18 protein-coding genes are annotated in these 22694 nt (G+C 67.3%); 12 read left to right on the forward strand and 6 right to left on the reverse strand.

Annotated features, from left to right (window positions below; translation table 11 throughout):
- Positions 1-237 precede the first annotated feature (237 nt).
- The gene (locus RYM47_RS11955; RefSeq protein WP_315388139.1) at positions 238-2295 is read right to left on the reverse strand and encodes an EAL domain-containing protein; all 2058 of its coding nucleotides are present in this window, start codon (positions 2293-2295) and stop codon (positions 238-240) included.
- Positions 2296-2464: 169 nt separating this feature from the next.
- Here RYM47_RS11955 and radA point away from each other — a divergent pair, with 169 nt between their 5' ends.
- The 3 genes from radA to RYM47_RS11970 are packed head-to-tail and all read left to right on the forward strand — an operon-like array spanning position 2465 to position 8094.
- Entirely contained in the window at positions 2465-3841 is a 1377-nt protein-coding gene (gene radA / locus RYM47_RS11960; protein WP_315388141.1) for a DNA repair protein RadA, read from the forward strand.
- Positions 3842-3896: 55 nt separating this feature from the next.
- Positions 3897-5753 carry an ATP-binding protein gene (locus RYM47_RS11965; protein ID WP_315388142.1) on the forward strand — a complete coding sequence of 619 codons (1857 nt, stop codon included), beginning with the start codon at positions 3897-3899 and terminating at the stop codon, positions 5751-5753.
- A gap of 40 nt (positions 5754-5793) precedes the next feature.
- On the forward strand, positions 5794-8094 hold the full coding sequence (locus RYM47_RS11970; RefSeq protein WP_315388144.1) for a hypothetical protein: 2301 nt from the start codon (positions 5794-5796) through the stop codon (positions 8092-8094).
- 19 nt (positions 8095-8113) lie between these two features.
- Here the strand turns inward: RYM47_RS11970 and ccsA are convergent, their stop codons facing one another.
- Positions 8114-8908 (reverse strand): cytochrome c biogenesis protein CcsA, encoded by a 795-nt coding sequence (ccsA, locus tag RYM47_RS11975; protein ID WP_315388146.1) that lies wholly within the window; start codon positions 8906-8908, stop codon positions 8114-8116.
- Between the two features lie 122 nt (positions 8909-9030).
- Between ccsA and ffh the strand changes: the two genes are divergently transcribed.
- The 7 genes from ffh (at position 9031) to rplS (ending at position 14585) form a co-directional block, all read left to right on the forward strand.
- Positions 9031-10410 (forward strand): signal recognition particle protein, encoded by a 1380-nt coding sequence (ffh, locus tag RYM47_RS11980; RefSeq protein ID WP_315388148.1) that lies wholly within the window; start codon positions 9031-9033, stop codon positions 10408-10410.
- Positions 10411-10460: 50 nt separating this feature from the next.
- The gene (locus RYM47_RS11985) at positions 10461-11537 is read left to right on the forward strand and encodes a nitronate monooxygenase (protein WP_315388150.1); all 1077 of its coding nucleotides are present in this window, start codon (positions 10461-10463) and stop codon (positions 11535-11537) included.
- Positions 11534-12316, forward strand: coding sequence for an aminotransferase class IV (locus RYM47_RS11990; RefSeq protein WP_315388152.1), 783 nt, complete (start codon positions 11534-11536; stop codon positions 12314-12316). The genes RYM47_RS11985 and RYM47_RS11990 overlap by 4 nt, the downstream gene beginning before the upstream one ends.
- Positions 12317-12453: 137 nt before the next feature.
- Positions 12454-12714 (forward strand): 30S ribosomal protein S16, encoded by a 261-nt coding sequence (gene rpsP, locus RYM47_RS11995; RefSeq protein ID WP_315388154.1) that lies wholly within the window; start codon positions 12454-12456, stop codon positions 12712-12714.
- 42 nt (positions 12715-12756) lie between these two features.
- Positions 12757-13269 carry a ribosome maturation factor RimM gene (gene rimM, locus RYM47_RS12000; RefSeq protein ID WP_315388156.1) on the forward strand — a complete coding sequence of 171 codons (513 nt, stop codon included), beginning with the start codon at positions 12757-12759 and terminating at the stop codon, positions 13267-13269.
- A 3-nt stretch (positions 13270-13272) separates the two neighbouring features.
- Complete coding sequence (gene trmD, locus RYM47_RS12005; protein ID WP_315388158.1) at positions 13273-14022, forward strand: tRNA (guanosine(37)-N1)-methyltransferase TrmD; 750 nt, start codon at positions 13273-13275, stop codon at positions 14020-14022.
- A 158-nt stretch (positions 14023-14180) separates the two neighbouring features.
- Positions 14181-14585 carry a 50S ribosomal protein L19 gene (gene rplS, locus RYM47_RS12010; protein ID WP_315388160.1) on the forward strand — a complete coding sequence of 135 codons (405 nt, stop codon included), beginning with the start codon at positions 14181-14183 and terminating at the stop codon, positions 14583-14585.
- A 65-nt stretch (positions 14586-14650) separates the two neighbouring features.
- On the opposite strand, the gene RYM47_RS12015 is transcribed toward rplS, so the two are convergent.
- Positions 14651-16096 carry an MATE family efflux transporter gene (locus RYM47_RS12015; protein WP_315388162.1) on the reverse strand — a complete coding sequence of 482 codons (1446 nt, stop codon included), beginning with the start codon at positions 16094-16096 and terminating at the stop codon, positions 14651-14653.
- A 124-nt stretch (positions 16097-16220) separates the two neighbouring features.
- On the opposite strand from RYM47_RS12015, the gene RYM47_RS12020 reads away from it, so the two are divergent.
- Together RYM47_RS12020 and RYM47_RS12025 are read left to right on the forward strand one after the other, a co-directional pair.
- Entirely contained in the window at positions 16221-16439 is a 219-nt protein-coding gene (locus tag RYM47_RS12020) for a hypothetical protein (protein WP_315388284.1), read from the forward strand.
- Positions 16440-16449: 10 nt separating this feature from the next.
- The gene (locus tag RYM47_RS12025; RefSeq protein WP_315388164.1) at positions 16450-16857 is read left to right on the forward strand and encodes a S4 domain-containing protein; all 408 of its coding nucleotides are present in this window, start codon (positions 16450-16452) and stop codon (positions 16855-16857) included.
- A 68-nt stretch (positions 16858-16925) separates the two neighbouring features.
- Here RYM47_RS12025 and katG read toward each other — a convergent pair whose 3' ends face one another.
- The 3 genes from katG to mutS form a co-directional block, all read right to left on the reverse strand.
- On the reverse strand, positions 16926-19163 hold the full coding sequence (katG, locus tag RYM47_RS12030; protein ID WP_315388166.1) for a catalase/peroxidase HPI: 2238 nt from the start codon (positions 19161-19163) through the stop codon (positions 16926-16928).
- A gap of 170 nt (positions 19164-19333) precedes the next feature.
- On the reverse strand, positions 19334-19972 hold the full coding sequence (locus RYM47_RS12035) for a DUF937 domain-containing protein (protein WP_315388286.1): 639 nt from the start codon (positions 19970-19972) through the stop codon (positions 19334-19336).
- A 94-nt stretch (positions 19973-20066) separates the two neighbouring features.
- Positions 20067-22622 (reverse strand): DNA mismatch repair protein MutS, encoded by a 2556-nt coding sequence (gene mutS / locus RYM47_RS12040; RefSeq protein WP_315388167.1) that lies wholly within the window; start codon positions 22620-22622, stop codon positions 20067-20069.
- Positions 22623-22694: the final 72 nt, after the last annotated feature.

A 22694-nucleotide genomic window follows, 5' to 3' on the forward strand; every position in this document is an offset into this window, starting at 1 on the left:
AAGGGCGGCCTTTTTGTTTGTCCTACGACCAGATGAGGTGTAGCGGTAGGGTCGGTTCCCAAACGACCGCCGATAACGGTGCAACGTTCTTTAACGCATGATCCCCAAACGAAGGCGCGTTTCCGTCACAGGTCATGCGTTACCGAACGTTGATGCGTTATCGGCGGTCGTTTGGGAACCGACCCTACCGCGGGGCTTACCCCGGCGATCTCACGGGCGCCGATTCCGTCACGCGCATCACGCCGCGTTGCGCAGGAACTCGTCGGCGTCTACCGGCCTGCCCAGGTGGTACCCCTGCAGCAGGTCGCAACCCAGCTCATTGAGATACGCGCGCTGCCCGGCCGTCTCCACACCCTCGGCCACGATCTGCAGCTGCAGCGAGCGGCCCAGTGCGACGATGGAGGAAACAATTGCCGCATCTTCGGCGTTCTCTTCCAGTTCGCGCACGAACGCGCGGTCGATCTTCAGCTCGGTGGCCGGCATGCGCTTGAGGTACAGCAGGCTGGAATAGCCGGTACCGAAATCGTCGATGGAGATCTTTACTCCCATCTCGGTCAGGCCATGCAGGATCTGCAGGCTCGCTTCCACGTCCTGCATCGCAGTGGTCTCGGTCACTTCCAGGGTCAGGAAGTGCGGCGCCAGCGCGTGCTTCTCCAGCGTGTTCTTCACCGTTTCCAGCAGCGTGGTCGAGGAGAACTGCAGCGGTGACAGGTTCACCGCCATCGACCACTCCGGATGCCCGGCGTCGTGCCACTGCCGCAGCTGCGCGCAGGCCTGGTCCAGCACCCAGTCGCCCAGCGGCAGGATCAGGCCGCTGCGTTCGGCGATGGGAATGAAGGTGTCCGGCCCCAGCAAACCCAGGCCCGGGTGCTGCCAGCGCACCAGCGCTTCGGCGCCGATCACGCCGCCGCCGTCGGCGCGGAACTTGGGCTGGTAGTGCAGCACCATTTCATCGCGCTGCATCGCGCGGCGCAGCTCCTGCAGCAGCTTGAGCTGGCGGTTGGCACTGACGTGCATGGACTCGGTGAAGAACGTATGGCCATTCCGGCCTGAATCCTTGGTGTGGTACATCGCCGCGTCGGCGTGTGCCATCAGCTCGCGTTCGGTGGTGGCGTCGGTCGGGTACATCGCGATGCCCAGGCTGGCGGTGACCTGCAGCTCCACGCCGTCGATCTCGAACGGCTCGCCCACCGTGGCGATGATGCGCTCGGCAATTTCGGCCGCATCTTCCGGCACGTCCAGCTGGATCACGATGACAAACTCGTCGCCGCCCAGCCTGGCGAAGGTGTCATGGCCGCGCAGCAGCCCCTTCACCCGCTCGCTGACCTGGATCAGCAACTTGTCGCCGGTCTGGTGGCCGTAGGCGTCATTGACCGCCTTGAACCCGTCCAGGTCGCAGAACATCACCGCGAAGCTGAAGTCGCGACGCTTGGCCTTCTCGATGGTCTGCTCGATCCGGTCCTGCAGCAGCATGCGGTTGGGCAGCTGGGTCAGCGGGTCGTGCAGGGCGGCCTGCAACAGCTTCTCGTTGGCCTGGGCCAGCGACTCGGCCAGCATGCCGGTGCGGGTGCGCATCTGGCGGTCGAACAGTGAGGCGATCAGCGCGATGCCCAGCGTGCCCAGGGTGGTGACGATGACCAGTACCGCCAGCCATTTGGTGTCCAGGCCGTCGGCATAGACGGCGCCGCAGATGCTGCCTTCGGAGAAGTTGGCGGCGGCCATGCCGGTGTAGTGCATGCCGACGATGGCCACGCCCATGACCAGCGAGGCGAGCCCGCGCAGCAGCAGCGGACGGCGTTGTTCGGTGCGCAGGCGGAACGCGATCCACAGCGCCGCGCCGGCCGCTACGATGGCGATCAGCAGCGAAGCGCCGAACCACCACGGGTCGTAATCGATGCCCGGGTTCATGCGCATGGCGGCCATGCCCAGGTAGTGCATGCAGGCGATGCCCAGCCCCATCAGCACCGCGCCGGCGATCAGCCGCGGCCACGGCAGCGCGGCGTGCGAAACCAGCCACAGCGCGTAGGTCGAGGCGCCGATCGAGGCGGCCAGCGAGTACAGGGTGATGGCCAGGTCGTAGCCGATCGGGATGGGCAGGTGGAAGGCCAACATGCCAACGAAGTGCATGGACCAGATGCCCAGGCCCATGGCGGCGCCGCCACCGGCCAGCCACCAGCGCGCCACGCGGCCTTCGGTGCTGGCCAGCCGGCCGGCCATGTCCAGCGCCGTGTAGGAGGCGAGGATGGCAACCAGCAGCGAGAAAACGACGAGACTCTGGCTGTAGGTGCCGGTCATGGAGAAGCCTGGGAGGACATGGGGAAGGGAAGGCGGGGACACCCGCCACGGTATCGGCCGGGGCGGCACAAGGTTGAGCGGGGGCATTCAGCCGGCGGTTGGGCGCACGTCTCGGTTGCTGCGACGCGGCTCGGCTATCCTGCCGCACAGAGAATGAATTGGAATTGACATGGCCAAGCGGCTTACCGCCTACGTGTGCACCGAATGCGGCGCGGAATACAGCAAGTGGCAGGGGCAGTGCACCGAGTGCGGTGCCTGGAACGTGCTGAGCGAGATCACGCTGGAAAGCGCGACCGCCGCCAAGTCGCCGGCCGCGCGCCGCTCGGGCTGGGCCGGCAAGGTCGACGCGCCGAAGATCATGGCGCTCAAGGACGTGCAGCAGACCGAACACCTGCGCGTGAGCACCGGCGTCGGCGAGTTCGACCGCGTGCTCGGTGGCGGCCTGGTCGAAGGTGCGGTGGTGCTGGTCGGCGGCGACCCGGGCATCGGCAAGTCGACCCTGCTGCTGCAGGCGGTGGCGAAGATGGCCGCCGGGTTGCCGGTGCTGTACATCACTGGCGAGGAGTCGCTGTCGCAGGTGGCCGGTCGCGCCGTGCGGCTGGACCTGCCGCTGGACAACGTCAACGCGCTGGCCGAGACCCAGGTCGAGGCGATCCTGCAGCACGCCAGCGCGGCCAAGCCGAAGTTGATCGTGGCCGACTCGGTGCAGACCCTGTGGACCGAGTCGCTCACCGCCGCGCCGGGCTCGGTGAGCCAGGTGCGCGAGAGTGCTGCGCGGCTGGTGCGCTTTGCCAAGGAAACCGGCACCGCCGTGTTCCTGGTCGGCCACGTCACCAAGGAAGGCGGCATTGCCGGCCCGCGCGTGCTCGAGCACATGGTCGATGCCGTGCTGTACTTCGAAGGCGAGAGCGGCAGTCGCTTCCGCCTGCTGCGCGCGTTCAAGAACCGCTTCGGTGCGGTCAACGAGCTGGGCGTGTTCGCGATGGGCGAGAAGGGCCTGAAGGAAGTGTCCAATCCCTCGGCGATCTTCCTGTCCGGCGGCAGCACCCGTCAGCCGGGCAGCTGCGTGATGGTCACCCGCGAAGGCACCCGGCCGCTGCTGGTGGAGGTGCAGGCACTGGTGGACGCCTCGCCGCTGTCCAACCCGCGCCGCGTGGCGGTGGGCCTGGAGCAGAACCGGCTGGCGATGCTGCTGGCGGTACTGCATCGCCACGGCGGGGTCCTGGTCGGCGACCAGGACGTGTTCGTGAACGTGGTGGGCGGCATCCGCGTGCAGGAAACCGCCGTCGACCTGCCGGTGCTGCTGGCGGTGCTGTCCTCGCTGCAGGACCGCCCGCTGGCCGAGAAGACGATTGCCTTCGGCGAAGTCGGCCTGTCCGGCGAGATCCGCCCGGTGCCCAACGGCGAAGACCGCCTGCGCGAAGCCGCTACCCACGGCTTCAAGCGCGCCATCGTGCCGAAGGCCAATGCGCCGAAGACCGGCAGCGTGAAAGGCATGGAGGTCATTGCGGTGGAGCGGCTGTCGGAAGCCATTGACGCGATCTGAATCCGTCGCCTTGCTGTGCTAGTTTTCCGCTACTGGACCCGATGAAAACGACTGCATGCAAGACGCGCCCCTGGATGTAACCGGCCCCAGCGAGATCCGCCGCGCCGGTGTCGACCTCAACGGATTGATGACGGTCCTTGGGAAACACCTGTACTCGACTCCGGTGGTGGCGCTGCGCGAACTGGTGCAGAACGCGCACGATTCGCTGCGGCGGCGGCGCTTGGAGCAGGTCGACTGGCAGGACGCGGGCCGGATCGAAGTGCATGGGGATGCGGCCAACGGGATCGTGCGCATCATCGATACCGGTGCCGGCCTGACCCAGCAGGAGATCCACGATTACCTCGCCACCGTTGGCGTGGGCTACACGCGCGGCCTGCGCCAGGCGGGTGCGGACGACGAAGGATTGATCGGCATGTTCGGGCTGGGGTTTCTCTCCGCCTTCGTGCTGGCGCGCCGGGTCATCGTGCGCAGCACCTCTTACCAGCAACCCACGCTGGGCCATTGCTACGTTTCAAGCAATGCGGAGCAGTACACGGTATCGCCGATGCCGGCGCGCGCGGTCGGCACCGAGGTGGTGCTGGAGCTGCACGCGAGCTACGCGCACCTGGCGCAGGAGTCCAGGCTGCGCGACATCCTGGGGCGCTACTGCGCGCTGTTGGGCGAGCCCATCCACATCGGCCATGATCCGCGTGCGGTAAATCCCGAGCCGCCGCCGTGGCGGCCGCGGGCCGGAGTAGCGTTGCACCCGCTGCAGGCGCAGCGCCGCGCGTTGGAATTCGCCGCGCAGTTCGAGCGCAGCTTCGAACCCATTGCCTGCATGCCGGTGGGCGCCGAGGGACAGAGCGACGCGGTCGGGCTGCTGTGGGTACAGGATGGCGCGACCTACGGCACCAGCGACAACCGCAACCTTTCGGTGTTCGTGCGCGGCATGCTGCTCGACGACGACGCGCGCGACCTGTTGCCGCCGTGGGCCGGCTTCATCGGCGGGGTGATCGAGTCCGGCCGGCTGACGCCAACCGCCAGCCGCGAGGACCTGCAGCGCGATGACACCTATCACGCGGTCCAGCACACCTTGTCCGAGGCGCTGATCGACGGCCTGGCCGGCATCGCCCGACAGCAGCCCGAGGCATGGCGACGGATACTGGTGCGGCACAATGAAGCACTGCTGGGCGCATCGCTCTGCGACGATCGCCTGTTCTCGCTGCTGCTCGAGCACGTGCGCGTTCCCAGTTCGCACGGCGACATCAGGGCCGGTGAACTGCCGTCGGGAGGCGCGGTCCACGTGATCCTCGACAGTGGCGGCGGCTTCGAGGAAATGCTGTTCCGTGCGATGGGCGTGCCGGTGGCGCATGGCAACCGCTATGCGGTGGTGCCGTTCCTGCGGCGCTGGGCCCAGGCCAAGGGCGTGCGCCTGGTGGAGCTGGGGACCGAGCAGGGCAACCGCGCACTGTTCCGTACCGACACCCTGCCCGAGGCGGAACTGGACTGGCTGCAGACCCATCTGGGCGACGGCGAGCAATTGCTGCCCGCACACTTCAGCCCGGTCGAGCTGCCGGTGGTGGTGGTGCCGGACCGCGACGCCGAGCTGAAGCGTCGCCTGGAAGACGACGAGAACAACAGGCGCGTGTCGACCGCCGCGCTGCGCCTGGCGCGACAGTTCACCGCCCAGATCGACGCGCGGTCACCCACGCGCCTCTACCTCAACCTGGACAATCCCGCTGTGCAGGCGCTGCTGGCCGCACTGCGCGTCGGCAACCCGCAGGCTGCCGCTGCCGCGCGCCTGCTGCGCTCACTGAAGGTCATCATCAGTGCGCAGGGGCGTGCGCAGGAAGGTGGCGTTGCCAGTGGCGACCTCAACCGCGCGTTTGGTGGCATTGCCGAAGCATTGCAGCAGATGCTGCAGGCACGCTGAAACTTTCATTGCAACGATACGCAACACAGGACGGCATCGCGTGGATATCTGGAACTGGGTTTGGAAGCTGCAGCACGACCTCGACGAGGCAGGACAGGCACAGGGCGCGCAGTTGCTGGCGCGGTTATCCGATGAGGTCTGCGAGCTGCGCATTGACCGCGTGGAGGCACTGCTGCCGGAAGCGCGCGCGCTGGGTAAGTCGCTGGCCAATCCGTGGGTGGAGGTGTTCGTTGGCCATTGGGAACTGCGCAACCGGGTAGGCAACCGCCTCGAGGGTGAGGCGGCGCTGGGCGATACCGTTGCGTTGTTCGAGCGCGCCCATCGCGACGATACCGTGGAGTGCCCCCAGTCGGTGTGCGTCACCCAGGACCTGGCGGCCTGTTACGGCAACATCGACGGTCCGGGGTGGGTGTCTGAACGCATCGAAGTGTGCGATGAAACACTGGCGCGGATCGACCCGGGCTGGGCCTGTTACCAGTGCCTCAGCTGCGAGCGGGCGGATGCGATGATGGACGATGGCAACAGCCAGGCGGCCCTGGACTACCTGGATATGCAGGCCAGCGCGGTGCTTGCGCATGGCGGCACGGTCGACGACAGCTTTCCCGAGATGCGCGTCAAGATCCTGCTCGGAAGTGGTCGCGCCGCCGAAGCGCTGGCGTTGATCGACCAGCGCCAGGGCGAGGTGGACGCAGGCGACTACGACGAACCGGCGAACTGCAGCGTGCCACGCCGACAGTCGCGCGCGTGGGCGCTGGCGCAGCTGGGCCGCGACGACGAAGCAATGCAGGCGATGGTGCCCTGGGCGCAGCTGTCGCCCAACTACCGTCGCATGTGGGTGCACACGGTGGCGCTGCTGGTCCGCAACGCACCCGAGCGCAACAGCTGGGACCTGGGGCGCCGGCTCAGCGTGACCCTGGCGCATTTCGCGCAGGTCGGCGCGCACCGCATGGTGGTCGAAACAGCCGGTCTTTGCGTGGAGATGGCGCTGCAGCGTGGCGCGCTGTGGAGTGCACGACGCCATCTGGCGCTGGCCCGTGAGCACGTGACCCGGTTGCGACAGGATCGAGGTGCTGCGCAGGCGGTGGCAGCCATGGCGGCGGACATCGACGCCGCCCCGGCCGCAGCCCCCACGCCGGTGCCCGCCGAGCTGCTTCTGGAGTGGTTGGCAGGGCAGGACGAAAGCAACCGGGACCCGGAACGCGAGGTACAATGGCTTCTGCAGGCCATCCATGAACGGCCGGAGGATGCTGCGCTGCTGGACATGGCGGCCTCGGCGCTCGCTGCCTGTGGTGCCGGGGAGGAAGCACTCGCACTGCTCTGGGCGTTTGTCGACCGCCATCCCCACGAGGACGTCGCCCCGGCACATTCCCTGCTGCGAATGCTGGTGGAGAGGGGCGACCAGGTCGGGCTCGACCGGCTGGTGCGGCACTACCAGCCGCAGGTGCCGGTATTCGCGCTGTGGTGTCATGCACAGATGGCGCACAAGCTGTCTGACTGGCCGGCAGTGGAGCAGGCCTGCTCGGCGCTGCTTGCGCTGTCGCCCGACTCGCAGGAGGCGCGCAACCTGCTGGCCGGGGTGTTGATGTCGATGGGGCGTTTCCAGGACGCCGCTGCCCAATACCGCCTTCTGACAGAGGCGATGGATGCGCCGCGCAGTACTTACTGGGACCACATGACAGCCGCCAGTGCTGCCCGCGATTGGGACGCCGTACGCGCGTCGGCCGCTGCCATTGGCCTGGCGCTGGAGAGCACCGAAGGCGCGGTCGAGGAGGCCTGGGGTACCGTGATCATCCGCTCCATGGACGCGGACGACCCGATCGAATATTACGCACGGCGCACCGGCCCGGTCACGGCGCGGATTGTGGAAAACGCGCCGTCCAACCGCCGCCAGCGCGTCGACGATTGGGTCGTATTCGACGCAGCACTGGTGTACCCGGCGCCGGAAGATGAGGACGAGCGCAGGCATTTCATGCCGACCTATCCTGAAGTCCACCTGCTGGAGGAGGGGAACCACGCCACCAGCTGGCTGGTGGATGGCGTGCACCCCGGCCAAGAGGCGTGGGACGCATTCTCCGAGGCCGTCGCGGGCCAGGGCTGGAAGCTGTGGACCCATAACCGGGACGATTACGAGGTGGTCGACACGAATACCGACGACGTGACGCTGCCGGGCGTCCTGTTCACCGTCGCCCAGCAGCGCGGGGAACAACCGCTTGCGCTGCACTCTTTCCTGCTCGAAGCCACCGCAGGCTGGCCTCACCGCATGTGCTGGCTGCGCTTGGCGGAGTCGTGCGACCAGGACGAACAGCCGCACCTGGACGTCATTGAGCGTTACGGCCTGTAGGCCCGATGGGCGCAACCGGCTATCGGGAGTGCCCGAACACCAGCTCGATCGCAAACTGGCTGCCAAAGAACGCCAGCAACAGCAGCGCCATCGCCGTCAGCGTCCAGTGCACGGCTTTGGCGCCGCGCCACCCGTAACGGCGGCGGCCGATCAGCAGCACGCCGAACACGATCCACGACAGCACGCTCAGCACGGTCTTGTGCACCAGCTTCTGTGCCAGCAGGTCGTCGACGAACAGCACACCTGTGACCAGGGTCAGGGTCAGCAGCGCGAAGCCGACGGTGATGACCCGGAACAACAGCGATTCCAGGTCGGCCAGCGGCGGCAGCGCCCGCAGCCACGGGCGGAACTCGCGGCGGCGCAGTGCGCGCTCCTGCAGCCACAGCATGATCGCCAGCAGCGCGGCGATGCTCAGCGTGGCGTAGGCCAGCAGCGCCAGCCAGGCGTGGCTGGCCAGGCGCCAGCCCAGCACCTTGCTCGGTTCGTGGCCGTAGCCGTGGTAGGCCAGCAGCAGTACCGCGGCCAGCGGGAACACCACCACGCCCAGTGCCGACATCCGCCCGCGCGCGCCGACCAGCGAGGTCAGCCAGGCCATGCCCAGGCCGACCAGCGACAGCGCGGCGAAGAAGTGCATGTCCGGCCCACCGTTGGTACGCATCGCCACCATCACGTGGTAGCCGCCATGCAGCAGCATCGCCGGCAGGGCGGGCCACAGCCAGGTGGGGGAGCCGGTGCTTTCATCGCGGCCAAGCGCGCGCACCAGCAGGGCACTGGCTGCCAGGTAGAGCAGGACCGCGATGAGAACGATTGTCATCGTTGCAGTTTCGCATACCCCTGCGGCGGTGGCGACGGCCCCGTGGTCGCAGCCCGGGGAGACAGCCGGACCCGTTATACTCTCTGCCTTATTGTCCCCCGCTTTCAGACAGGTTGCGTCGCATGTTCGAGTCCCTGACCCAGCGCCTTTCCGGCACCATCGAGCGCCTGCGTGGCCGCGGTCGCCTGACCGAGGAGAACATCCGCGAGGCGACCCGCGAGGTCCGCATCGCGCTGCTTGAAGCTGACGTCGCATTGCCGGTGGTGCAGGCCCTGATCGAGCGCATCAAGGTGCGTGCGGTCGGCCAGGAAGTGCTGAAGTCGCTGACCCCGGGCCAGGCGCTGATCAAGGTCGTGCGCGACGAGCTGACCGCGGTGATGGGTGCTGAAGCCAGCGACCTGAACCTGAATGTTCCGGCCCCGGCCATCATCCTGATGGCGGGCCTGCAGGGCGCCGGCAAGACCACCACGGTGGGCAAGCTGGCCAAGCACCTGAAGGAAAAACGCAAGAAGAAGGTGATGGTGGTCTCGGCCGACGTCTACCGTCCGGCCGCGATTGAGCAGCTGAAGACCCTGGCCGAGCAGGTGGGCGTGCTGTTTTTCCCGTCCAGCGCCGACCAGAAGCCGGAAGCCATCGTGCGCGCCGCCATCGACGATGCACGCAAGTCGTTCGTCGACGTGCTGCTGGTCGATACCGCCGGCCGCCTGGCCATCGACGAAGCGATGATGGCCGAGATCAAGGCCCTGCACGCGGCGGTGAACCCGGCCGAGACCCTGTTCGTGGTCGACGCCATGACCGGCCAGGACGCGGCCAACACCGCCAAGGCCTTCGGCGACGCCCTGCCGCTGACCGGCGTGGTGCTGACCAAGACCGACGGCGACGCCCGCGGCGGTGCCGCGCTGAGCGTGCGCTACATCACCGGCAAGCCGATCAAGTTCGTCGGTGTCAGCGAAAAGCCGGAAGGCCTGGACGTGTTCCACCCGGACCGCATTGCCAGCCGCATCCTCGACATGGGCGACGTGCTGTCGCTGGTCGAGCAGGTCGAGCAGCAGGTCGACAAGGACAAGGCCGCCAAGCTGGCCGAGAAGGTCGCCAAGGGCAAGAAGTTCGACCTGAACGACATGCGTGACCAGCTGGAGCAGATGCAGAACATGGGCGGCATCGGCGGCCTGATGGACAAGCTGCCGGGCCTGGGCCAGATCCCGGAGCACCTCAAGCAGCAGGTCAGCCAGGGCAAGGAAGTGCCGCGCATGATCGCCATCATCAATTCGATGACCAAGAAGGAACGCCGCAACCCGGGCCTGCTCAACGGCTCGCGTCGCGCCCGCATCGCACGCGGTTCCGGCCTGACCCCGGCCGACGTCAACAAGCTGATGAAGCAGTATCAGCAGATGGAAAAGATGATGAGCAAGATGGCCGGCGGCGGCATGAAGGGCATGATGCGCAGCATGAAGGGCATGATGGGTGCCATGGGCGGCCGCGGCGGTTTGCCGTTCCGCTGATTGTCATCGGGCGTATGCTGTGGGGCCGTGACCCCACAGGTGCGCCGAGCGTGAGCAACCCGCGAATCCTCGAACGCGCCGACAGTTTCTGTCGGCGTTTTTCATTGCAGGCCCCGATCCTGCTGGCCCCGATGGCGGGCGCCTGCCCAGTCGCGCTTTCGGCCACGCTCGCCAATCACGGCAGCATGGGCGCGATGGGCGCGGTGCTCTCGCAGCCGCAGGACATCGTGGCCTGGATGGATGCCTTCCGTGCGCAATCCAGCGGCCCGGCCCAGGTCAATGTGTGGATTCCCGACGACGCGCCGCTGCGTGATGCCGCTGCCGAAGCGGCCAGCCGCGCGTTTCTCGCGCAGTGGGGGCCGGCGGTGCCGGCCGAGGCCGCCGACGCCGGCCCCGCCGATTTCGATGCGCAGTTCGACGCGCTGATCGCGGCGCGCCCGGCGGTGGCGTCGACCATCATGGGGGTGTTTTGCGATGCCCAGGTACAGCGCCTGAAGGACGCCGACATTGCCTGGTTCGCCTGCGCCACCACCCTGGCCGAAGCGCTGGCCGCGGAAGCGGCCGGTGCCGATGCGGTGGTCGCGCAAGGCTTCGAGGCCGGTGGCCATCGTGGCGCATTCGATCCGGCAGCGGCCGAGCGCCAGCTCGTCGGGCTGTTCGCACTGGTGCCGCGCCTGGCCGACCGTCTGCAGGTGCCGGTGATCGCCGCCGGTGGCATCGCCGATGGGCGCGGGGTGGCGTCGGCCTTGATGCTGGGGGCCAGCGCAGTCCAGGTGGGTACGGCGTTCCTGCGCACTCCCGAATGCGCGATCGACCCTGCCTGGTCGCAGGCGTTGGCCGCGGCCGAACCGGAAGACACCTGGCCGACGCGCGCCTTCAGTGGTCGGCTCGGGCGTGGCCTGGCCACCGCCTACGTGCGCGCAGCGGCCGATCCCGCCGCGCCACCGCCGCGTCCGTATCCTGTGCAGCGCGGGTTGACCGCGCCGATGCGCGCGCAGGCCAATCGTGAGCACCGCATCGATGCGATGCAGGCGTGGGCAGGGCAGTCGGCATGGTTGGCGCCGGAACGTCCGGCCGCCGAGGTGCTGCAGGCGATGTGGGCCGACGCGCGCGGGCTGCTCGGATGAGTGTGTACTGCAACGGGCAACGTGCCACGGCCGATGACCTTGCTGCGGCGCTGGTCAACTACGGCCACTTCACCTCGTTGCAGGTGCGCGGAGCTGCAGTGCAGGGGCTGGACCTGCATCTACGCCGGCTGAGGCAAGGGACCGAAGAACTGTTCGGTACCGCGCTGGATGGCACCCAGGTGCAGGCGTGGATCGCGGCGGCATTGCAGGCAGAAGGTGTATCCGATGCCTCGGTGCGGGTCACCGTGTTCTCGCGTGCGTTCGATTTCCGCCAGCCGTTGAAGGTGGTACCGGTGGATGTGCTGGTGTCGGTGGCCGCGCCCGCTTCCATGCCGGGTACGCCGAAGCGCGTGCGCAGCGTGGTGTTCCAGCGGGAGCTGCCGCACCTGAAACACGTGGGGACCTTCGCGCTGTTCCAGCACCGTCGGCAGGCGATGCAAAACGGTTTCGATGACGCCGTGTTCGTCGACGCGCAGGGTCGGATCAGCGAGGGCAGCACCTGGAACGCGGCGTTTGCGCGCGGGGGCGAGCTGGTGTGGCCGCAGGCGCCGGCGCTGCGGGGCACCCACGAACGGCTGCTGCAGGCGGGGTGGGGCGGGGAACCGCAACTGGCACCGGTGGGGTTGGCCGACCTGGGCGGATTCGATGCGGCGATAGGCCTCAACGCGACCGGCGTATGGCCGATCGCGAGCATCGACGGGTATCAGTTCCCCGAATCAGCGGCGCTGTCGCAGCGGGCGGCGGAAATCCTTGACGCTGAAGCGTGGGTAGCCCTGTAGAGACACGCCACGCGTGTCCCGCACGACCCCCATTCAGGTTCGCCATCCTCCCCGGGCTTGGAATGCCCCGCCCCCGCCGCTATAATCGCCGGCTTACCGCGCCATCCTGGCGACTGGGCAATAGAGGAATTACCACCATGGTCAAGATTCGACTGACCCGCGGCGGCGCCAAGAAGCGTCCGTTCTACCACATCATCGTGACCGACTCGCGCAGCGCGCGCGACGGCCGCAACATCGAGCGCGTTGGCTACTACAACCCGGTTGCCCAGGGTGCAGAGTCGCGCATCGTGCTGGACCTGGCGAAGGTCGACGCATGGGTCGCCAACGGCGCCCAGATGACCGACAAGGTCCGCAACCTGTACAAGGAAGCGACCAAGGCCCAGGCCGTCGCGGCCTGATCCTGAAGGGCCGCGCCTGGCGCGGCCCGTCGGCATACGCAGATGAAAGATACCGAGCGCCGCATCCTGCTGGGCAGGATTGTCGGCGCTTTTGGTGTGCGAGGCGAGATAAAGCTCGAGTCCTGGACCGAGCCGCGTACCGCCATCTTCAACTATCAGCCCTGGATCCTGCGTACACCCGCCGGCCAGGAGAGCACCCTCAAGGGCGCGCGTGGACGTCAGTCCGGCAAGCATCTTGTGGCGGTGTTTCCCGATGTCACCGACCGCGACGTGGTCGAGTCGATGTACGGAACCGAAGTTTATGTGGCACGCAGCGCGCTGCCGCCTCCGAAGGCCGACGAGTATTACTGGGTCGACCTCGAGGGCTTGCAGGTGCGTACCGTTGAAGGCGTCGAACTGGGCCGGGTCTCGCACCTGTTCTCGACCGGCTCCAACGACGTGCTGGTGGTGCAGGGAGACCGTGAGCGGATGATTCCGTTCGTGCAGCCGGACTTCGTGGTGTCGGTGGATTTCGAGGCCAACCTGGTCGTCGTCGATTGGGACCCGGAGTTCTGATCGATGCGCATCGACGTCATCACTCTGTTCCCGGAATTCATGGCGCAGTCGGCCGCGCTGGGCGTGGTCGGCCGTGCGGCCGAGCGCGGCCTGCTCGACCTGCATGGCTGGAATCCGCGTGACTACGCCGAGGGCAACTATCGCCGGGTGGACGACCGTCCGTTCGGCGGTGGCCCGGGCATGGTGATGCTGATCGAACCGCTTCGCGCCTGTCTGGCTGCGGCCAAGGCGGCCGACCCGGCGCCGGCCCCGGTGATCTACCTGAGCCCGCAGGGCAAGCCGCTCACCCAGGCCAAGGTCCGCGAACTGGCCGCGTTGCCGCGCATGATCCTGCTGTGCGGTCGCTATGAAGGCGTGGACGAGCGGTTCCTGGCGGCTGAAGTGACCGAGGAAATCTCGATCGGCGATTACGTACTGTCCGGCGGCGAGCTGGGCGCGGCGGTGATCGTGGACGCGGTGACCCGGCTGCAGGAAGGCGCCCTGAACGACGCCGAATCGGCCGCCCAGGACAGTTTCGAAGGCCCGCAGGGGCTGCTGGACTGCCCGCATTTCAGCCAGCCGGCACAACATGAATGGGGCAATGTCCCGGACGTGCTGCGCTCGGGCAACCATGCCGCCATCGCCAGCTGGCGCCGCCAGCAGTCGCTGCTGCGGACCTGGCTGCGCCGCCCGGACCTGCTGGACGAGTCCACCCTGTCCAAGGCCGACCGCAAGCTGCTGGAACAGGCCAAGGCCGAGCACGGGTCCCCGTAGCGCGGGGCTCCCAAATACGCTAGAATCGCGGATTCCCATCAGGCCTCAACCGGCCCGATGCCGGAAACCCAACAAAAAACGTGCAGCACAGTCCGGTGACTGCATGAGCCCACGTTGTCGAAACGACACGACCACCCGAACACACTATCGGTGCACCCATGAGCAAGCTGAACAAGACCATCCTTTCGGATTTCGAATCCGCCCAGATCACGCGCGAGCTGCCGAAGTTCAGCCAGGGTGACACCGTCGTCGTCAACGTGAAGGTGAAGGAAGGCAACCGCGAGCGCGTCCAGGCGTACGAAGGCGTTGTCATCGGCACCAAGAATGCCGGCCTGAACTCCGCGTTCACCGTCCGCAAGATCTCGCACGGCTACGGCGTCGAGCGCGTCTTCCAGACCCACAGCGCCATCATCGACTCGGTCGAAGTGAAGCGTCGCGGTAAGGTCCGCTCGGGCAAGCTGTACTACCTGCGCGCGCTGGAAGGCAAGGCTGCCCGCATCAAGGAAGATCTGGCTGCCGCTGCGCAGGCCAAGGCTGCCCGCCTTGCCGCCAAGGCCCAGTAATTCCGACCGACAACCTTGGTTGTCGCGTCAACGAAACGGCCACCGCAAGGTGGCCGTTTTCGTTTCTACCGCGGATCCGGATCCGCAACAGGCGACGGCGGCGCTGCCGGAATCTCCGCCGGCGCGGCCATCTCCTCCCGATGCGTCGGCAACATCGTCGCCTTGCGCCATCCGCCCCAGCGGTAATACGCCAGCGACATCAGCATCGCGCAGAACGAACTGATCGGGAAACTCCACCACACCGCATCGGCACCCCAGCGGTCCTGCAGCAGCTCGGCAAACGGCACGCGGATGCCCCACAGCGACGCGGCCAGGATCAGCAGGGGCGGAATCACCGCACCGGTGGAGCGCACCACGCCGGAAATCACGAAGTTCACGCCGAAGAACAGGAACGACCACACCGCGATGTGGTTGAGATGGCGCGCCACGTCCAGCGCCTCGCTGCCGCTGGGCAGGAACAGCGCCAACGTGTAACGGTCGAGCAGGATCAGCGGCAGGATCAGCACGCCGGTCAGCAGGAAGTTGTACATCACCCCGCTGCGCGCGGTACCACGCACGCGCGACCAGTTGCCCGCGCCCACGTTCTGCGCCGCCATCGACGAGCACGCCGCGCCGATCGCCATCGCCGGCATCTGCACGTAGGTCCACAGCTGCAGCGAAGCGCCATACGCCGCCGCAGTATCGGTGCCGTAGCTGTTGACCATGGTCATCATCATGATCATCGACAGCGAGATCAGCACCATCTGCAGTCCCATCGGCACGCCCTTGACCACCAGCGCGCGCAGGATTTCGGTATCGATCTTGAACAGGGCGATGTCCTTGCGCCCCAGCCACAGCACGTGGCGCTTGTTGCGCATGTACCAGAGCAGGCCAATCAGCGACAGCGTCTGCGCGATCAGCGTCGCCCACGCCGCACCGGCAATCCCGAGCTGCGGGAACGGGCCGATGCCGAAGATCAGCAGCGGGTTGAAGCCGATGTCCAGCACCACCGACAGCAGCAGGAAGCGGAACGGCGTGCGCGAATCGCCCACGCCACGCAGTGCCGAACTGAGGAAGGCGAAGGCATACAGCGTGGGCATGGCCAGGAAGATGATGCGCAGGTACGCCTCGGCCAGCGGCAGCGACGCTGCCGGCGTGCCCATCGCTGCCAGCAACGGGTGCGACAGCCACCAGCCCGCGATGGCGATCACCACCGACAGGCCAATGAAGAACGTCGCACTGGTGCCCATCACCCGACGCGCCTGGCCGATGTCGCGTGCGCCCATTGCCTGGCCGATCAGGATGGTGGCGGCCATGCCGATGCCGAACACCGAGCCGATCAGGAAGAACATGATGTTGTTGGCGTTCGCGGTCGCGGTCAGCGCCGCCTCGCCGAGGAAGCGGCCCACCCAGACCGCATTCACCGAGCCGTTCAGCGACTGGGCGATGTTGCCGGCCAGGATAGGCAGGGCGAACAGGAACAGGTTGCGCCCTATCGGGCCGGTGGTCAGGTCAAGCGGCGCTTTGGCCATGTGCTATGGAGATCAGGTCCGGACAGCGGCACACTAGCACCAAGCCCGTCAGTGGGACATCGCGATGTACAAGAGCCCGGTAGTGCCGGCCGCCGGCCGGCTCCTCGCAAAACCTGACCGATTCATGGCAGCGTCCCTTCTGCTCTTGATAGCCGCGGCGCTGCCCGCATGTTCCAGTACAGACCGCATGCGGGATACCCAGGTCCGGCCCACCGACCGGCCCGAATGCAACGTTGGCAGCCAGCGCCGTGACCTCAGCGCCGGGGTGCCCACCCTGATCGGTGGAACCGGCTGCCGCGCCGACCCGTCCCAGCCCACGCCCCTGAACATACGACCGGAGTAACGATTCACCGATGACCGACGTTTTCGTGCCCGAACCGAGTGTCCGCCTGGATGTGTGGCTGTGGGCGGCACGTTTCTTCAAGACCCGCAGCCTGGCCAAGCAGGCGGTGGAAACCGGCAAGGTCGACGTGGCCGGGCAACGCCCGAAATCCTCGCGTGCGGTGCGCGTAGGCGAGCAGCTGCAGATCAGCCGCGGCGATGAAGTCTATGAAGTGCAGGTACGCGGCCTGAGCGACCTGCGCGGTCCGGCGCCGGTGGCGCAGCAGTTGTATGCGGAAAGCGAAGCGTCGCTGGCACGCCGTGCCGAGCTGCGCGCCCAGCGTGCAGCTGCGCGGAATGGCTACCAGCCGCCGGAACATCGGCCGGATAAGCGCGCACGGCGATTGATCCGTGCGCTGGGCGATCTGGACGCGTTGTAGGCATCGCAAACGCGGGCTCACCGCAATCTTCCGGAGAGGCCCGCACCCTGCGGGCCCCTCCCGGTGCCTCACCGGTGCAGGTCGTACCGGTCCAGCTCCATCACCCGTGCCCAGGCGGCCACGAAGTCCTGCACGAACTTCTTCTCGCCATCCGCACTGGCATACACCTCGGCCACCGCGCGCAGCACCGAGTTGGAACCGAACACAAGATCAGCACGGCTGCCGGTCCAGCGCTTCGTGCCGCTGCTGCGCGTGCTGCCGACGTAACCATCGCCACTGGCCTTCCACTCGGTACCCATGTCCAGCAGGTTGACGAAGAAGTCATTGCTCAAGGTACCCGGGCGTTCGGTCAGCACGCCGTCGGTGTTGCCGTCGACGTTCGCACCCAGCACGCGCAGGCCACCCACCAGTGCGGTCAGCTCCGGCCCGGTCAGGGTCAGCAGCTGCGCACGATCGATCAACAGCGCCTCGGCAGGCACCGCGTAATGCCCCTTGGTGTAGTTGCGGAAGCCATCGGCGTACGGTTCCAGCACCGCGAACGATTCCACATCGGTCTGCTCCTGGCTCGCATCGGTGCGGCCCGGCGTGAACGGCACGCTGACCGTGTGGCCACCGGCCTTGGCCGCCTGCTCGACGCCCACCGCACCGGCCAGCACGATCAGGTCGGCCAGCGACACCTGCGCGCCACCGTCGCCCTTGAAGCCGCCCTGGATCTTCTCCAGCGCGGCCAGCACCTTGGCCAGCTGCTTCGGCTGGTTCACCGCCCAGTCCTTCTGCGGGGCAAGGCGGATACGCGCACCGTTGGCACCACCGCGCTTGTCCGAGCCACGGAAGGTGGAGGCCGACGCCCACGCGGTGGACACCAGCTCGGCCACGCTCAATCCCGCTGCCGCGATCTGCTGCTTCAACGCGGTCACGTCGGCGGCGCTGATCTGCGCCTTCGGCGCTTCCGGCACCGGGTCCTGCCAGATGAAGGTTTCGGCCGGCACTTCCGGGCCGAGGTAGCGCGCACGCGGTCCCATGTCGCGGTGGGTCAGCTTGAACCACGCGCGGGCGAAGGCGTCGGCAAACGCCTGCGGGTTTTCCAGGAAGTTGCGCGAGATCTTCTCGTACGCCGGATCCAGGCGCAGCGACAGGTCGGTGGTAAGCATGGTCGGGCGGTGCTTCTTCGACGGGTCATGCGCATCGGGAATCACCGCCTCGGCATTCTTCGCCACCCACTGGTGCGCACCGGCCGGGCTCTTGGTCAGTTCCCACTCGTTGCCGAACAGGATCTCGAAGAAGTCGTGGCTCCACTGCGCCGGGGTGCGCGTCCAGGTCACTTCCAGACCGCTGGTGATGGTGTCGCCGCCCTTGCCGCTGCGGAATTTGTTGCTCCAGCCCAGGCCCTGGTGTTCCAGCCCGGCTGCTTCCGGCTCCACGTCCACGTTATCGGCCGGGCCGGCGCCGTGGGTCTTGCCGAAGCTGTGCCCGCCGGCGATCAGCGCGACGGTTTCCTCGTCGTCCATCGCCATGCGGCCGAAGGTGTCGCGGATGTCGATGGCGGCCTTGATCGGGTCGGGGTTGCCGTCCGGGCCTTCCGGATTCACGTAGATCAGGCCCATCTGCACGGCGGCCAGCGGGTTTTCCAGATTGCGCGAATGGATGTCGCCGTCAGCGTCGTCATCGGAAACCAGCACGCCGTGGTCTTCGACCACGCCTTCGGAGCCATGCGCGTAGCGCACGTCGCCGCCCAGCCAGGTGGTTTCGCGACCCCAGTACACGTCCTGGTCCGGCTCCCAGGTATCCGGGCGGCCGCCGGCAAAGCCGAGCGTCTTGAAGCCCATCGATTCCAGTGCGACGTTGCCGGTGAGGATCAGCAGGTCGGACCAGGAAATGGCCTGGCCGTACTTCTGCTTGATCGGCCACAGCAGGCGGCGCGCCTTGTCCAGGCTGACGTTGTCCGGCCAGCTGTTGAGCGGGGCGAAGCGCTGCTGGCCACGGCCGCCGCCGCCGCGCCCGTCACCGATGCGGTAGGTACCGGCGCTGTGCCAGGCCATGCGCACGAACAGGCCGCCGTAATGGCCGAAGTCGGCCGGCCACCAGTCCTGCGAATCGGTCATCAGCGCGGTCAGGTCGGCCTTGAGCGCGGCGTAGTCGAGCTTGGCGAAGGCCTTGGCGTAGTCGAAGTCCGCATCCAGCGGATGCGAACGGGAGGAATGCTGGTTGAGCAGGTCAACGCGCAGCTGGTTGGGCCACCAGTCGCGGTTGGTGGTGGCGTCGCCGACGAGGGCATGGTTGAACGGGCACTTCGCTTCGCTTTTCATGGGTCGTTTTACCTGTGGACTGGCGAATGTGGGAGGGGCCCCGCGATGCGTGCAAGGGCAGCCCATCCACCCTATGCGCGGCGTTGCCATTGGTAAATTTGAATGAAACTAAGGAATCGATAGTCGTGATCTATCAAAAAGGGCGCCGGCCAAGGGAACCGGCGACCGGGTCAGCGCTTGGTGAGGATGCCGAGGACGTCGGTGACGCCGAATTTGCCATCGCCATCCTGGTCGAAGGCGTTGAGCAGCCCGCCGATGCCGCCACTGGCTGAAGCAGGTGTTTCGGCGCCAAGGGCCTGGCTGAGTTCCCCGGCGTTGCCCTGCTGGGCGAATCGCTGGGCCAGGAACGACATAACGATGGGTGCCAGCACGGCCAGCAGTTGGGTGGAGCGTCCGCTGTCCAGGCCGGTCTTCTGGCCAAGCAGTTGGGCCGCCTGGGAGGTCTGCCCGCCGAACATGTGACCCAGGATGCCGGCCCCGTTGGTGGCGCCGCTACCGCCGCCGCCCAGCACGGCGCTGAGGATGCCGCCTACATCCAGGCCGCCCCCACCTCCGCCGCTATGGTCCTTCTGCAGGGCGTTGAGCAGGGATTGGGCGCCCTGTGGCTGGCTGGCATTGGTGCCCAGCGCACCCAACAACAGTGGTACGGCGGCGCCGATGGCCGAAGAGGCCTGCTGCGGGTCCAGGCCCAGCTGCTGGGAAACCTGCTGCAAGCCTTGGCCTTGCTGCAATTGCGAGAAAAGAGCTTGAGTTAGCGAATTCGCATTCACGACCGACTCCTTTGCCCCGGAATGGGACGGCCGGAGCATAACGCCGCGTGCACGAAGGGCATGCGAAGGCTTCACGCCGAGGGGGCAGGGACCGCCTGGGCCGGGCATAGCCCGGCGCTACGGGGGGGCGCCGTCAGATCAGCGCCTTCAACCGGTACAGCGCTTCCAGCGCCTGCTTCGGGCTCAGCTCGTCCGGGTCGATCGCGGCCAGCGCCTCCTGGGCCTTGCTGGACGGGGCCGTGAACAACCCGAACTGCTGCGGCGCATCCAGCGCCTGCGGCGTCACGCTCGCGGTAATGGTCTCGCCGCCACGTTGTTCCAGCTCGGCCAGCCGGCGCCGGGCCTGGGCCACCGTGGCCCGGGGCAGGCCGGCGAGCGCCGCCACCTGCAGGCCGAAGCTGCGATTGGCCGGGCCGTCCTTCACCGCGTGCATGAACACCAGCGCCTCGCCGTGCTCGACCGCGTCCAGATGCACGTTGGCAATGCCGCTGGTGCCGCCCTGGTGCTGCTCGTCGGCCAGCGCGGTCAGCTCGAAATAGTGGGTGGCAAACAGCGTGTAGCAGCCGTTTTCGAAGGCCAGGTGGCGGGCCACCGCGTCGGCCAGGGCCAAGCCGTCATAGGTGGAGGTGCCGCGGCCGATCTCGTCCATCAGCACCAGCGACTGCGCGGTGGCGTGGTGCAGGATGTAGCTGGTCTCGCTCATTTCCACCATGAAGGTCGACTGCCCGCGCGCGAGGTCGTCGCCGGCGCCGATGCGGGTGAGGATGCGGTCGATCGGGCCGATCACCGCGCGGCTGGCCGGTACGAAGCTGCCGATATGGGCCAGCAGCACGATCAGCGCGTTCTGGCGCATGTAGGTCGATTTACCGCCCATGTTCGGGCCGGTGATGACCAGCATGCGGCGGTCCGGGTGCAGGTCCAGGTCGTTGGGCTCGAACGGCTGCTCGCGCACCGCTTCCACCACCGGGTGGCGGCCGCGCTCGATGCGCAGGCATGGCGCGCTGTCCAGTTCGGGGCGGGCCCAGTCCAGCGCCTGCGCGCGTTCGGCGAAACCGGCCAGCACGTCCAGCTCGCTGAGCGCGGCCGCGCATTGCTTGAGCGGCTCCAGTTCGCTGCCCAGCGTGTCCAGCAGCTGTTCGTACAGCAGTTTTTCGCGCGACAGCGAACGTTCGCGCGCCGAGAGCACCTTGTCTTCGAACGACTTCAGTTCTTCGGTGATGTAGCGCTCGGCATTGGTGAGGGTCTGGCGGCGGGTGTAGTGCACCGGCGCCTTGTCGCTCTGGCCTTTGCTGATTTCAATGTAGTAGCCATGCACGCGGTTGTAGCCGACCTTCAGCGTGGCGATGCCGCTACTGGCGCGCTCGCGCTGTTCCAGATCGATCAGGAACTGATCGGCATGGGTGGACAGACGACGCAGTTCGTCCAGCTCCGCGTCGTAACCTTCGGCAATCACACCGCCGTCGCTCAGTTTCATCGGCGGGGTAGGGGCAATGGCCGAGGCGAGCAGGTGTGCGCATTCGTCATGCGAGCCCAATGACTCGCGCAGCGCAATTAGGCGCGGCGAATCCAGCGGTGCCAGCACCGCGCGTACGTCCGGCAGCAGGCCCAGGCCGTCGCGCAGGGTGGAGAAATCACGCGGGCGTGCCGAGCGCAGTGCCACGCGGGTCAGGATGCGCTCCAGGTCGCCCAGGGCACGGAAAGCGTCGCGCACATCGGTGTCGGCACCGCGGTCGATCAGCGTCGCTACCGCATCGTGGCGCTGCTGCAGCACCTCGCGCAGGCGCAGCGGGCGGTGAAGCCAGCGTCGCAGCAGGCGCCCGCCCATCGGCGTCACCGTGGTGTCGAGCACGCCGAGCAGGGTGTTGCGGGTATCGCCATCAACGCGCGTATCCAGCTCCAGATGGCGGCGCGTGGCCGCGTTCATCGCGATGGCTTCGCTGGCCGATTCGGTGGCAATCGCGGTCAGGTGCGGCAGCCGCTGCTTCTGGGTTTCTTCCACGTAACCGAGCAGCGCACCGGCGGCCGCAGTGGCGCGCGGCTTGTCGTCGATACCGAACCCGCTCAGGTCGTGCAGTTTGAAGAAGGCCAGCAGCTGGCGGCGGCCACTGTCGGCGTCGAACAGCCACGGCGCACGGCGGCGGATGCCGCTGCGCTGTTTCAGGAACTCCGGCCAGTTCTCTTCGTCCGGCACCAGCAGTTCGGCCGGTTCCAGCCGGGCGAGTTCCGCCTCCAGTGCGTCGTCGGAATCGACCTCGTTGACCAGGAAGCGGCCGCCGGCCAGGTCGGCCCATGCCAGCCCGTAGCCATTCTTGCCACGCGACAGCGCCATCAGCAGGGTGTCGCGACGCTCGTCCAGCAGCGCCTCGTCGGTCACGGTGCCGGGGGTGACGATGCGCACCACCTTGCGCTCGACCAGCCCCTTGGCCAGCGCCGGGTCGCCAATCTGCTCGCAGATCGCCACCGACTCGCCCAGCGCCACCAGCCGCGCCAGGTAGCCCTCATACGCATGCACCGGCACGCCGGCCATCGGAATGGGCGCGCCGCCGGAGCTGCCGCGCTGGGTCAGGGTGATGTCCAGCAGCCGCGCCGCCTTGCGCGCGTCGTCGTAGAACAGCTCGTAGAAGTCGCCCATCCGGAAGAACAGCAGCAGGTCCGGATAATCGGACTTGGCGGCAAAGAACTGCTTCATCAGGGGGGTGTGCTCTTGACTCCCCTTGGATTCGTTCCGTTTTGTTTTTGAATCAGTGGCTTGCAATGGAGT

Origin of the sequence: uncultured Stenotrophomonas sp. (assembly GCF_963519125.1) — a bacterium.
Classification (GTDB): Bacteria; Pseudomonadota; Gammaproteobacteria; order Xanthomonadales; family Xanthomonadaceae; genus Stenotrophomonas.